Consider the following 14,071-nt stretch of genomic DNA (forward strand, 5'->3'; position numbering starts at 1 on the left):
CCCAGTCGATTGCTAGTCGGGCTGGGCGACCGGCTCGGTCGCGACGGTGGCGCGGTCAGCCCGATCTTGCATCGCGGCTGGAATGCACACCCGTGCCAGCACCGTCAGCGCGGCGACGCCGAACAGCACCACGGTGCCGATCTGACTCAGCGCGCCCAACGACCCGGCTGAGACCAGCACCAAACCCAGGCCGAAGACCGCGGTCAGGGCCGCCAGCGGCGCACCGGCGTTGCGCAGCGCCGCGGTATCCGCGGGTTGTGCGTCGGAGGTGATCGGGGCTTCGGTGCTGATCGGGGTGGCGGTGCGATCCAGCAGATAGGGAAGCCCGCACGCCGCCAGGATGGCGAAGGACACCAACGGCACCGCCGCGGGGATCTCACGCCCCGCCAGGTATTGCCAGAGGGCCGTCGAAATGCCCAGCGCGGCGAGGTAGGCCGCGAGCAACCCGACTGCCATCACAACGGCGGTGAGCGCTCCGCGCCACATGCTGACCAGAACCACCGCCGCCAGCATCATGGCGGCCAGCAGCACGGCATCGTGGGTGAGGGAGCCCCGGACGTCGGTGGCCACTTGGGCGGCCCCGTTCACGGTGATCTCGGCGTCCTCGAGGCTCCCGTACTTCATCGCCTTGCCGGCCGCGGCTTCGAGCTGTTGTGCCCTTGCCGACGCGTCCAGACCGGGGTTGCCCTCGGAGAAGACGAGTAGCCGGGTGGCCGTCCCGTCCGCCGAAAACATCGACTGCCGGACCTGCTGATAAGACGGGTCCGCGAGGGCCTTACCGGATAGATAGAAGCCACCCTGGCCGGTGTTGGCGAAATCGAGCCTGAGATTTTTCAAGAACGCCGACACCTGCACCAGCTGCGGGAGGGTGTTCTCGATGGTCGTTTCCAGGTTGGGCACAAAAGACTGCAGCTGGGCCAGTGCCGATCGCATCTGAGCGACCACCTGCGGCGCGGAGGAGAACGCGCCCACCGTCTTGCGCGATACCGCGGCGATGCGATCGGCCCCGTCGGTGAGCAACTTCACGTCGTCGACCACCCTGTCGACGGGATCGATCACCTTGCCCGCGGCGACACACAACATGTCGCCGGGACAGTTCGGGACGTCGCCCATCCAACCGCGGACCGGATCCAAATATCCGGACAACTCCACGGTCACGCCTTTGATGTTCTTGGTGCCAGATATCAGCAGGTCGACGTTCTGCTGGATTTGGGCCGCCCCGGCCAGACCGGCGGTGACGCTGCGGTCCAGTTCGTCGACCGCGCCGGACATCTGATCGACGATCGACCCCAACGTCTTGATCGCTCTCACCTGCGGCATGAAGGAGCCGGCCCCGCGATCGAGCTCATCGCTGAGTTTTCCGGCAGCGGCGGTCAGCGACGCGTCGGTCCAGGGCACACCGGCCGGCCATGCCGCCGACTCCACCCTGCGGACGCCGGGAATCTCCATCAGCCGGTGGCTGACCTGGTCGATGGCAATGAGCCCGGCTGGATCTGACAGATCGTGCTTGGCTTCCAGCATCACCACGTCAGGCAGCGGTTGCCAAGGTAACGCCCGCTTGGTGCCGCCTGCGGCCGGGTTCACCGGGCCGTCACCGATGCCCCATTGCATCCCGATGACCGGTACCGCACACACCGCGAGCACCAGGGCGGCGACTACGGCGGTGCGCGGTATCGACACGGGCAGTGTGCGGCGGGCGCCGACGGGTCGTGACGAGGACAGCCGTGACGGCCCGGTGAGCCCGATCAGGGCAGGCAACAGCGTCAGCGAAGCCGCGAGTGCCACAACGACACCCAGCGCGGCGACGCCGACGCCGTGGAGCGCGGGCGTTCGGGCCAGCAGTAGCGGGGCGGTGAGTATCGCGACGCCCGCTGCGGGCATGGCCAACGCGGCCAGGTTTTCGCGGGATGCCGATCGGCCCAGCGGCTGGGCCGCGGTGGCACCCGGGGCATGTCCGGGCCGTGCGACCAGCATGGTGGAAGCGGCGATCGCGCCGATTGTCAGGACCGCGGCCAGGGTCGCGGAGAACACGGTGAAGACCGAGATGTTCTGTCCGGGGATAGCGCGCAGCGCGGCGGCCAGCGGCCACGCCACCGCGAGCGAGAGGCCGGCGGTCAGCAGCACGACTGCGGCGGCCACGAGCGAGCGGCGCGCCCACAGCAGTAATAGGACGGCAATCACCGCAGTGGCGAGCACGATCACCGCGCCCTGCCACACCGTCATGTGCGCGGGCACGCTGCTCGACGTGGTCGGACCTACGACGCGGGCACGCAGCCCCGCACTTGCCGGCAGATTGTGCACCACCGATTGCGCGGCTTGCAGCGATTCCCGCGCCTGGGTCGACCCGGCCTGGCCCACCAGCCAGACCATCGCCATCGCCGAGTGGCCATCGGAGCCGGTTCCCAGCGGGACCGTCAGAGGATCTGACCACCAGTCGAGGACGGAACCGATGTGGCGGCTGTCCGCGCGCAGCGCGTTAACCGCCGCGTCGTAGTAGCTCTGATCGGCGGGCCCAAGGGTGTCGGGCCTATCCACCACCAGGTAGGCGACCGCGTTGGTGCCGGTGCCCGGGAAGGCCTGCCCAATCCGGCTGCTGGCGGCAGACGCCGTGGAATCCGGCGACAACAGCGCCGAGCCGGCATCGCTGGACTTTCCCGGCGCTAGCACCACAGCCAGATTCGCGATCACCGCCACCGCAATCCAGGCGGCGACGATGAGGAAGTTGACCAGCCGCGACGACCTATGGGTACCGTCGGTTGACACGCTAGACGTCCAGGCGGGCGAACTGCTGCTGTCGATACTGCTCGACGCACGCAGCCCGCCTGACCTTGCCGCTAGTGGTGGTCGGGATCGAACCCGGCGCTACCAGAACCAGATCCGCGACGCTGAGGCCGTGCGAATTCGACAGGGCCGAGGTGACTTCACGCTTGACGGCGACCAGCATGTCCATCGCCTCTTGGTCCGAGTCGCCGCGGCGTCGGTATTCGATGATGGCCACCAGCTTCTCGGTGCTGCGGTCTCCGGGAACCGATATCGCCGCGCAGCGGCTCCGGGTGATCTCCTGGATCGTCGCCTCGATGTCGTCGGGAGAGTGGTTGCGCCCGTAGACGATCAACAGATCCTTGATTCGGCCGATGATGAACATCTTGCCGTCAGTGATGAAACCGGAGTCTCCCGTTCGCAGCCACGGCCCCTCCGGGGTGCCTTCAGAGGAAGAGGCCAGCTTGCCGCCGAAGGTCCGTTCGCTTTCTTCGGGCTTGTTCCAGTAGCCGATGGCGACGTTGTCGCCGCACACCCAGATTTCGCCGACGGTCCCGTCCGGGCACTCGGTGCAGGTGTTGGGGTCGACGACCCGCACGATCGGTGAGCGCGGCAAGACGTAGCTGACCAACTGGGTGCCGGCTCCGCTTTCGCACTGCTTGGCCTGGCCGGTGGACAAACTCTCCGCATCGAACTCGACGAGTTCGGGTGGTTGACCCGGTCTGCTGGTCGACACATACACCGTTGCCTCCGCCAAGCCGTAGGAGGGGCGGAGCACCTTTTCCTGCAGGTTGAAGCGGGCAAAGCGGTCGGCGAAGCGTTTCAGGGTTGCCGGCTGTACCCGCTCGCTGCCGCTGAGGATGGTCAGCACGTTGCCGAGATCGAGCCCGGCCATGTCGTCATCCGATACCTTCTTGGCCGCAAGTTCGAAGGCGAAGTTCGGTGCTGCCGAAAATGCGTGCGAACTGGTTGCCAGCATCTGCAGCCACCGCGCCGGACGCTGCAGGAACGACACCGGGCTGGTGAGCACTGCCTGATACCCACCCAGAATCGGTGCGCAGACACCCAGAACCAAACCCATGTCGTGGTAGAAGGGCAGCCACGACACCAGCGTCGAGTCCGGTGGCGCGATCCCATCGGTGTCGGCGAAGTAACCCGACATCAGCTGTTCGAAGTTGGTCACCAGATTCTGATGGGAAAGCATGACGCCGGCCGGTTCCCGGGTCGATCCGGAGGTGTATTGCAGATACGCTGTGGCCGGGTAGTTCTCCGTCCCGGCGCCGGATCCAGCCGCAGCGTCCAGGTCCAGCCGGTCGAGTTCGATGATCGAGGGAGCCGGCCCGGCGGACTGAGCCGAAACATGCTGGGTCACATCGTCGATCACCGGCGATGTGGTGAGAATCGCGACCGGGGACGCGTCACGAAGCACCGACGTGGCGCGCTCATCGCTGGCGCCGCCCTGGGGAACCGAAAGCGGAACCGCGATCCGTCCGGCCTGTAGCGCGCCGAGGAAAGCGACGACGTACTCGAGTCCCTGCGGAGCCAAGATCACCGCACGGTCACCGACCGACCCGCAACTGCTCAGCTCTCGGGCCACGTTCAGAGTCCGCCGATACAGCTGCGACCACGTCAGCGTCTCCGCTGCACCGTCCCAGTTCTGTTCGTAGTTCATGAAGGTGAACGCTGGGTCGTTGGGCTGCAGGCGGGCGCAGGCACGAAGCGCCGCGGGAAGGGAACGCACACTCATGGGCATCACGTTACCGGCCTGGATGCAACGTTGCCCCGGCCTGCCCACGAATCCGGGCGGCGGGCACCCCACCGGGCCCTAAAAGCCGCATTTCGCGAGTTCAACGATGGTTTAAACGGTGGCTTAACGGTGGCTTAGTGGACGTTCACGCAACGCCGGGCAGGTCGAGCCACCCGGTTGATCTTGATTTCTTGTGCGCCCGGATGCGCGGGGAAATGATTGCCGTCGATGGGCCCCATTTCTTGGGGGGCGGGTCGGGTCACTACCGGCGGTGGGGGCCGGTTAATCGAGGGGCACAGCAAATGGCGTTGTCCATATTCCCGGCCGCCACCGCACTGCGGTGGCGGGGTACGCCGAATTTTCTTGGACGCGCCGTTGTCGTTCTTGCCATTCTTGCCGTTTTTGGACAGGTGCTCTGCCATACTGCTTCCCCGTGGCCTTAAGTCGTACCCACCGTGTCGTCGCCGGCCTCGCACACACCCGGGTCTACAAGAAAATTTGGAAATACTGGTATCCGCTTATGACCCGTGGGCTCGGTGCCGATGAGCTTGTGTTCATCAACTGGGCTTACGAGGAAGATCCGCCGATGGACCTGCCATTGGAGGCGACCGACGAGCCGGACCGATGCCACATCAACCTGTATCACCGGACGGCGACCCAGGCTGATCTGAGTGGTAAGCGCGTGCTGGAGGTCAGTTGCGGCCATGGCGGGGGAGCCTCCTACCTCACCCGCACCCTGGGCCCCGCCTCGTATACGGCATTGGACCTGAACCCGGCCGGCATCAAGTTCTGCCAACAACGGCACCACCTGCCCGGTTTGGATTTCGTGCAAGGCGATGCCGAGGACCTGCCTTTCGAGGACGAATCCTTTGATGTGGTGCTCAACGTGGAAGCCTCACATTGCTACCCGCGGTTTCCAGTTTTCCTCGAAGAGGTGAAGCGGGTGCTGCGCCCAGGAGGGTACTTCGCATACGCGGATATCCGCCCCTGCACTGAGATCGCCGAATGGGAGGCTGCCCTGGCCGCCGCCGGGCTACAGCAAATTTCGCACCGCGAGATCAACGCGGAGGTCCTTCGCGGCATCGACATCAATACGCCGAAGTCGCGAGAACTGGTAAAGCGCCATCTGCCGATCTTTTTGCGCGCCGCCGGCCGCAACTACATCGGTGCGACGGGCACCCCCCTATACCGCCTGATGCAAAGCGGTGATATCTCCTACCGGATGTACTGCTTCCTCAAGGAGTAGCCGCCCCACCGGCCCCCTGCCTACTCCGCAGCAACGTCATGCGAATGCGTTGGAGCAGAACAAGATTGACGGCGGGATTGAGGGCTGTCCTGGTGGGTCCGCGCGCGGCTTCGGGGCTTCGGGGGGCCCTGCGTCCTGGTTCGGGGCCTCGCCCACGTGTGCCACCGGGTGACGCGAGATTGGCCGGCCGGATCGATTCATCTCACAGCTGAAGGTCATTCTTCTCACAGCAGGCCGGTCGGACCGTCCGATCTCGGGGTTCTTCGGGTCCGGACCCTCGATATACGCCGTGGTGGCCAAGGCCACTTGCCGCTCAATCGGTCGGACCCGTCACAGGCCGGGCATTCGGACAAGCCGTGCCCCCGGCATGCCCTGAGTCGTCTAGGCTTGCTTGCGAGACCCGCTAGCGGTGTCGAGATCCGGCTTGGCCTGGATTGGCGGCTTCGGAACCGGCGCTGTAGCCATTTCGTTGCCCTTGTGAATGATTCGGTGGTGTCGTCGGTGTCACACCGGTTGCACGGTGTGAGATCGGTCGAGCTGAGACAAGGAATATAGATTTATGCAAAAACCTGCCACGCCCGTTGCGATTATCGGGATGGGATGCCGGCTGCCCGGAGGCGTCGACTCGCCCGAGAAACTCTGGGAGTCCTTGCTGCGCGGTGACGACTTGGTCTCCGAGATTCCGCCTGACCGGTGGGACGTTGACGACTACTACGACCCCGAGCCGGGCGTCCCGGGTCGAACGGTATCGCGATGGGGTGGGTTCATCGACGACGTCGCCGGTTTCGACGCCGAGTTCTTTGGCGTCAGCGAACGGGAAGCGACCTCGATCGACCCGCAGCACCGGCAGTTGCTGGAGACCGCGTGGGAGGCGATCGAGCACGCCGGTCTCGATCCGGCGTCGTTGTCGGGCTCCTCGACGGGGGTGTTCGTTGGGCTGTCCCACGAGGACTACCTGGTGCGCAGCGTCCTCGCGGGCGACCTGGCGGGCCCCTACGCGTCGACGGGCCTTATCAACAGTGTGGCGTCCGGGCGCATTGCCCACACGCTGGGCCTGCACGGTCCGGCGATGACGGTGGACACCGCATGCTCTTCCGGTCTGCTCACGGTGCGTCTGGCCTGCCTCAGCCTGCACGAGGGGGAGAGCGACCTCGCGTTGGCCGGCGGCTGTGCGTTGCTGCTGGAGCCCAACGGCAGTGTTTCGTTGTCCTCGCAGGGCATGCTCTCTCCGACCGGTCGCTGCCACGCATTCGACGTTGACGCGGACGGCTTTGTGCGTTCCGAGGGTTGCGCGGTGGTCGTGCTCAAGCGACTGTCGGATGCGCTGGCCGACGGAGACCGGATCCTCGCGGTGGTACGCGGTACGGCTGCCAATCAGGACGGTCGCTCCGAGACGTTGCTCATGCCCTCGGAGACCGCGCAGGTCGCCGTCTACCGCGAAGCCCTGGCGGCGGCGGGAGTGGACGCAGCCAGCGTCGGAGCGGTGGAGGTGCACGGCACCGGCACCCCGGTCGGTGACCCGATCGAGTACCGGAGCCTGGCGCAGGTGTACGGCTCCGGCGGCAGCCGCTGCATGCTGGGATCGGTCAAGACCAACATTGGGCACAGCGAGTCCGCCGCGGGAACGGTGGGACTGATCAAGGCGACCCTGTCGCTTGGACACGGGGTGGTGCCGCCGATGGTGCACCACACCCGACTGCCCGACGAGCTTGCGGAGATCGAGACGGGGCTCTATGTGCCCCACGAGATCACGCCATGGCCGGAGGATCAGGGGCCGAGGCGGATGGCGGTGTCCTCGTTCGGGATGTCGGGGACCAACGTGCACGCCATCCTCGAAGAACCGCCCACCCCAGCGCCGGCAAGGGATCAAGCCCCCGCGGAGCCCGGCATGGCCAGCCCATTGCTGTTCGCTTTGTCCTCCACCTCGGCCGACGGGCTCCGCCAGACCGCACGCGAGCTCGCCGAGTGGGTGGGTAGTCGCGCGGACTCCGCGGACTCCACCGAGGCTGTTGACCTGGCCTACACGCTGGCGCGCCGGCGTGCGCACCGGCCGGTGCGCACCGCGGTAGTCGCCGCCAGCCTGCCCGAACTGGTCGAGGGTTTGCAGGAGGTCGCCGAGGGCGACCTCATGTATGAGGCCGCGGTCGGACGCGGCGACCGGGGACCCGTATGGGTGTTCTCGGGGCAGGGGTCGCAGTGGGCCGCCATGGGAGCCGACCTGTTGGCCAACGAACTAGTGTTTGCTGCGACCGTTGCCGCGGTAGAGCCGATCATCGCCCACGAGTCGGGTTTTTCGGTGACCGAGGCGATGACGGCGCCGGAGAAGGTGACCGGGATCGACAAGGTGCAGCCGACCCTGTTCGCCATGCAGGTTGCGCTGGCCGCCACCATGGAGAAGACCTACGGGGTGCGCCCGGGTGCCGTCATCGGGCACTCGCTGGGTGAGGCGGCCGCGGCCGTCGTCGCCGGCTCGCTGTCGCTGGAAGACGGCGCACGCGTCATCAGTCGCCGGTCCAAGCTGATGCTGCGGATCTCCGGCGCCGGCGCGATGGCATCGGTGGAACTGCCTGCCAAGCAAGTGAATTCGGAGCTCATGGCCCGCGGCATCGATGACGTCGCCGTCGCGGTGGTGGCCTCGCCGCAGTCCACGGTAGTCGGCGGTGCCACCGACACGGTGCGTGATCTCGTCGCGCGGTGGGAGCAGCGGGAGGTGATGGCGCGCGAGGTTGCAGTGGACGTGGCGTCGCACTCGCCTCAAGTTGACCCAATCCTCGAAGATCTGGCCACGGCGCTGGCGGATATCGTTCCGTCGGATCCCAAGGTTCCGTACTACTCGGCCACTCTGTTCGATCCGCGTGAGCGGCCCACCTGCGACGCCGCCTACTGGGTGGACAACCTGCGCAACACCGTGCAGTTTGCTGCGGCGGTGCAGGCCGCGCTGGAGGACGGCTTCCGAGTTTTCGCCGAGCTCTCGCCGCACCCCCTGCTGACCCACGCCGTCGACCAGAACGCCCGCAGTCTCGACATGTCGGCGGCCGCCCTGGCCGGTATGCGGCGGGAGCAGCCGCTGCCGCACGGGTTGCGCGGCCTGCTGACCGATGTGCACAGCGCCGGCGCCGCCGTGGACTTCTCGGTGCTCTATCCAGCCGGACGGTTGGTGAATGCGCCGCTGCCGGCGTGGACGCACCGTCGCTTCTTCGTCGACGGTGAAGGACAAGACAGCAAGGCGCAAGGTGCCTGCTCGGTCACCGTGCATCCGCTGCTCGGCGCACACGTGCGGCTCAGCGAGCAGCCGGAGCGCCATGTGTGGCAGACCGATGTCGGCACCGAAACCTTGTCGTGGCTCAGCGATCACCAGGTGCGCAACGTGGCCGCCCTTCCCGGCGCGGCTTACTGCGAGATGGCGTTGGCGGCCGCTGGCGAGGTATTCGGCGAAGCATTCGAGGTCCGCGACCTGGTCTTTGAGCAGATGCTGTTGCTCGACGAGGAGACCCCGATCGACGCCGTCGCATCGCTGGACTCGCCGGGTGCCGCCAACTTCGTGGTGCAGACCCACGTTGACGGTGAGACCACCCGCCACGCCACCGCGGCGTTGCGCGCCAGCGACGACGAATCCGTGCCGCCGGCCTACGACATCGCAGCACTGTTGGCGGCCCATCCCGTCTCGGTCAACGGAGCCGAGTTGCGCGAAGCGTTCGTCGAACGTGGCATTCAGCACGGTCCCGCATTCAGCGGTCTGGCCATCGCGCGCACCGCGGAGACAGAAGGCGGCACGGTGCTGGCCGAAGTGGCGCTGCCCGCGTCGATTCGGTTCCAGCAGGGGGCCTACGGCGTGCACCCGGCGCTGCTGGATGCCTGCTTCCAGTCCGTCGCCGCGGGCGTCAAGAGCACCGGCGGTGGCGGCTTGCTGTTGCCATTGGGGGTGCGCAGCCTGCGTGCCTACGGGCCGACCCGCAATGCCCAGTACTGCTACACGCGGGTGACCAAGGCCGACGCCAATGGAGGCGAGGCCGACCTGGAGCTGCTCGATGAGCAGGGTTGCGTGCTATTGGCCGTGCGTGGCCTACGCCTAGGCACCGGGACCTCCGAAAGCGGTGAACGCGACCGCGTGCTCAGCGAGCGTCTGCTCACCCTCGAGTGGCAACAACGACAGCTGCCCGAGGTCCTCGACGAGAAGACCGGCTCGTGGTTGCTCATCAGCGCCTCCGATGGTGAGGACTTGATGGCAACGATGTTGGCTGATGCGCTGAAATCCCAGGGCGCGGAGTGCGCCAGCATGGTCTGGTCGGCACAGGACGATCTGGCCGGCGGCATCGAAAAGCTGGGCGCCCAGCTTCGGGCCCGTACCAACAAGGGTGTAGTGATCGTCTGTGGGCCACGTAGCGGCGACGCGGATGAGCAGAGCCTGCTGCAGGGTCGTGAGCAGGTGCGCCACCTGGTTCGGATCACCCGGGAGCTGGCCGAGCTAGAAGGTGAGCTTCCGCGTCTGTTCGTGGTGACCAGGCAAGCTCAGCGAGTTCGGCCAGAAGACGAGATCAACCTGGAGCAGGCCGGACTGCGTGGCTTGTTGCGGGTGATTGGCAGTGAGCATCCGCTGTTGCAGACAACCCAGGTCGACGTTGACGAAAGCACGCAGTCCGAACAGCTTGCCCAGCAACTGTTGGGAGGATCCGAGGAAGACGAGACCGCCTGGCGGGGTGGCGAGTGGTACGTGGCGCGCCTGTTCCCCGGCCCACTGAGCGCTGACGAGCGGCAAACCACCACCGTCGACCACGAGCGTGACAACATGCGTCTGCAGATCCGCACGCCGGGTGACCTGCAGACGCTGGAACTCGCCGCCTGTGACCGCGTTCCGCCGGGGCCCGGTCAGATCGAGGTCGCGGTGACCATGTCCAGCATCAACTTCGCCGATGTCCTGATCGCCTTCGGCCGGTACCCCAGCTTGGAGGGACGGCTGCCGGAGACGGGCACCGACTTCGTCGGCGTGGTGACGGCGGTCGGGGAGGGCGTCACGGATCATCAGGTCGGTGACCGGGTTGGCGGCTTCTCCAAGGACGGATGCTGGCGGAGCTACCTCACCTGCGACGCCAACCTCGCTGTCACACTGCCGGCGGGCCTGTCCGACGAGCATGCGGCCGCGTCCTCCACCGCCCACGCCACCGCGTGGTACGGCCTCAACGACCTGGCCGGAATCAAGGCCGGCGACCGGGTGCTGATCCACTCCGCAACCGGTGGTGTGGGGCAGGCGGCCATCGCGATCGCGCGCGCCGCAGGAGCACAGATATTCGCAACGGCCGGCAACGCAGAACGTCGGCAACTGTTGAATGACATGGGCATCGAGCACGTTTACGACTCGCGCAGCATCGAGTTCGCGGATCAGATCCGGCGCGACACAAACGGGTACGGCGTCGATATCGTGCTGAACTCGCTGACGGGTGCCGCCCAACGCGCGGGCCTGGAACTGTTGGCCTTCGGTGGACGGTTCGTCGAGATCGGCAAGGCCGACGTGTACGGCAACACCCGAATGGGGCTGTACCCGTTCCGGCGCGGCCTGACGTTCTACTACGTGGACCTCGGGCTGATGTCGGTCATCCAGCCCGAACGGGTCCGCGAGTTGCTTTCCACGGTGTACAACCTCACCGCCGAAGGTGTGCTGAGTGCACCGGAGTGCACTCACTACCCATTGGCCGAAGCCGCCGAGGCTATCCGGACAATGAGCAACGCCGCACACACCGGCAAACTGCTGCTCGACATGCCGCGAAGTGGACGCAGAGGGGTAGTGGTACCTCCGGAGCAGGTTGAGGTGTTCCGCGGCGACGGATCTTACATCATCACCGGCGGCCTGGGTGGCCTGGGACTCTTCTTCGCCTCGAAGATGGCCGCGGCGGGATGCGGCCGGATCGTGCTGACTGCCCGCTCACAGCCCAACCCCAAATCGCGGCAGGCCATCGAGCGGCTGCGGGCCAATGGGGCTGACATCGTGGTGGAGTGCGGCAATATTGCCGAGCCCGAGACCGCTGACCGTCTGGTCAGTGCGGCGACCGCCACCGGGCTTCCGCTGCGGGGTGTGCTGCACGCGGCCGCGGTGGTCGAGGACGCCACGTTGAGCAACATCACCGACGAACTGATCGATCGGGACTGGTCGCCCAAGGTTTACGGATCCTGGAACCTGCATCGCGCATCGACCGGACAGCCGCTCGACTGGTTCTGCCTGTTCTCCTCGGGTGCGGCCCTGATGGGTTCGCCCGGTCAGGGTGCCTACGCGGCGGCCAACAGCTGGGTCGACGCGTTCGCTCACTGGCGCCGTGCCCAGGGCCTACCGGTCTGCGCCATCGGCTGGGGTGCGTGGGGTGAGGTCGGCCGCGCCACATTCTTGGCCGAAGGTGGCGAGATCATGATCGCCCCCGACGAGGGTATGTACGCATTCGAGCAGATGCTGCGCCATGCCCGCACCTATACCGGCTACATCCCGATCATCGGTGCGCCATGGCTGGCAGACCTCGTCAGGCGCAGCCCGTGGGCTGAGATGTTCCAGTCCAGCGGTCAAAACACGAGGGGCCCAAGTAAATTCCTCGCGGAGCTGAAGTTGCTGCCGCAAGAGGAGTGGGCCGGTCGGCTGCGGCGCCTGATAGCCGAGCAGGCCAGTGTGATCCTGCGTCGCACGGTGGACGCGGACCGGCCGTTCGTCGAGTACGGCCTGGACTCGCTGGGCATGCTCGAGATGCGGACCCACATCGAAACCGAGACCGGGGTGCGGCTGTCGCCCAAGGTCATCGCCAGCCATAACACTGCGCGTGCCTTGTCGCAGCATCTGGCCGACACGTTGGCCGAGGAAGAAGCCCAACCCGCGGCGTCATAACGGCGGATCCGTTGCACTGTAGCATTCTTCGTGAGACCGCGAGGGGCGCTGCAGTGCAACGGTGCCTTATGGCAGCGAACTAGGCTTGATGGTGGCGAAGGCGAACGAGAGCCGATCTGCACAACGTGCGATCCAACAAAAGGGTCCGATCCGACAAAAGGTCGGATCTACAGATCGGATCTACAAAAGCGCGCAGGCGCAGGTCATTCCATGAACAACCCGTACTCTGAGGGAACAGAGCACAGGATGTCGCGGATGGCGTCCAACAAGAGCTGAGGCGCCGGGATGCTGCCGTGCAGCTCGATCGAGAGCCGGTCGGTGGCAATCGAGCAGGCGTAGAAGCCGAAGGGGACATCCATCGCGCAGTGGATCCTGCTGTGGAAGTCCACCAGCTCCACGTCTTCCGGTGTGCGGATCGGCGGTAGCGTACTGACGTTCGTGCACAAGACAAATGGTGGCAGTCCGGGGGGAGTTCCCTCCAGGATCCGGCCGGAACGAAGCGCCGATTGGTGAATCATGCCGTCGGACAAGTCAGCCCGGAAAGTTGCGACGATGTCGGCTGCCAACTCGGTGATGTCGGTGTCGGGACCAATCTCGGCGAGATAGGTTGCCAATCCCACCGGGTTGGTGCTCTCGGTCGCCCCTACCGGAGGGCTCAAAAGGAAGCGCAGATCTACGGCGTAGCAGTAGGGAATTGGGACGTGCGGCGTCTCGCGCAACCGCCACTCGGCGAGCAGGATAGCGGCCGCCAGCACCGCGTTGAAGCTGAGCCCATTGTCTCGGCTGAATGAGACCAGGTCAGCGGTCTCCTGGCTGGTGAGTCGGCACCTGGTGACCGGAACCGGCTCGGGCGCTTCGAACTTGCGCATCTCCTCGGCGATGGGCGGAAGGTCATAGGCGAACAAGAGCGGCAAGAAACGCTCGAACCCGGTCAGCGCTGATTGCTTGATACCGCGGCGCTTCAGCAGGTTTTCAGCTGGTTGGGGCGCCGGCTCGGGCGTTATCGGACCGGGGTCGCCGGTAGTGACCACGTCGGTGTAGCGGGACAACAGCTCGTCAAGCAGGCTGCCGAGGTGGTGAGCGTCGGCCAGGCTGTGATGGACATACGCGGTGACCAGGTTCTCCGACTCGCCGAGCGTCAACTGCAGCCTGAACAGCGAGTCGCGCTGATCGAGCTGCACATGCGGGTTTTCGGCCCGCCTGCCGTCGATGACCACCAGCCCCGAGTGCAGCAGGTCATTGGCGACGATGTGGTGGTTCCCGTCGGGACCTTCCTCCAGATGGGCCGCGAACACCGGATGGGCCTGCAAGAGAGCGTCGAAGGCCTCCGACATCGCATCGATATCGACCGGACCTCGCACATGCGCTGTGAACGAGGTGAAAGCCTGGTATCGGGCGTATATTTCCTCGCTGAACGCCAGCTTCCGGATTACGGCTCCGGGGAACACGTTAAGACTCT

General features: G+C 66.1%; 5 protein-coding genes. 2 read left to right on the forward strand and 3 right to left on the reverse strand.

Annotated features, from left to right (window positions below):
• Window positions 1-12: 12 nt before the first annotated feature.
• Both CKW46_RS11675 and fadD28 read right to left on the reverse strand, forming a co-directional pair.
• The gene (locus tag CKW46_RS11675) at window positions 13-2,763 is read right to left on the reverse strand and encodes an MMPL family transporter (RefSeq protein WP_117435999.1); all 2,751 of its coding nucleotides are present in this window, start codon (window positions 2,761-2,763) and stop codon (window positions 13-15) included.
• Window position 2,764: 1 nt separating this feature from the next.
• Window positions 2,765-4,507 carry a fatty-acid--AMP ligase FAAL28/FadD28 gene (gene fadD28 / locus CKW46_RS11680; protein ID WP_117436000.1) on the reverse strand — a complete coding sequence of 581 codons (1,743 nt, stop codon included), beginning with the start codon at window positions 4,505-4,507 and terminating at the stop codon, window positions 2,765-2,767.
• A 433-nt stretch (window positions 4,508-4,940) separates the two neighbouring features.
• Between fadD28 and CKW46_RS11685 the strand changes: the two genes are divergently transcribed.
• Window positions 4,941-5,753, forward strand: a complete 813-nt coding sequence (locus tag CKW46_RS11685; protein ID WP_117436001.1) for a phthiotriol/phenolphthiotriol dimycocerosates methyltransferase — start codon at window positions 4,941-4,943, stop codon at window positions 5,751-5,753.
• A 559-nt stretch (window positions 5,754-6,312) separates the two neighbouring features.
• Window positions 6,313-12,612, forward strand: a complete 6,300-nt coding sequence (pks2, locus tag CKW46_RS11690) for a sulfolipid-1 biosynthesis phthioceranic/hydroxyphthioceranic acid synthase (protein ID WP_117436002.1) — start codon at window positions 6,313-6,315, stop codon at window positions 12,610-12,612.
• A 203-nt stretch (window positions 12,613-12,815) separates the two neighbouring features.
• Here the strand turns inward: pks2 and CKW46_RS11695 are convergent, their stop codons facing one another.
• Window positions 12,816-14,060, reverse strand: coding sequence for a phthiocerol/phthiodiolone dimycocerosyl transferase (locus tag CKW46_RS11695; protein WP_117436003.1), 1,245 nt, complete (start codon window positions 14,058-14,060; stop codon window positions 12,816-12,818).
• Window positions 14,061-14,071 lie beyond the last annotated feature (11 nt).

The organism is Mycobacterium liflandii (assembly GCF_022354805.1).
GTDB lineage: Bacteria > Actinomycetota > Actinomycetes > Mycobacteriales > Mycobacteriaceae > Mycobacterium > Mycobacterium marinum.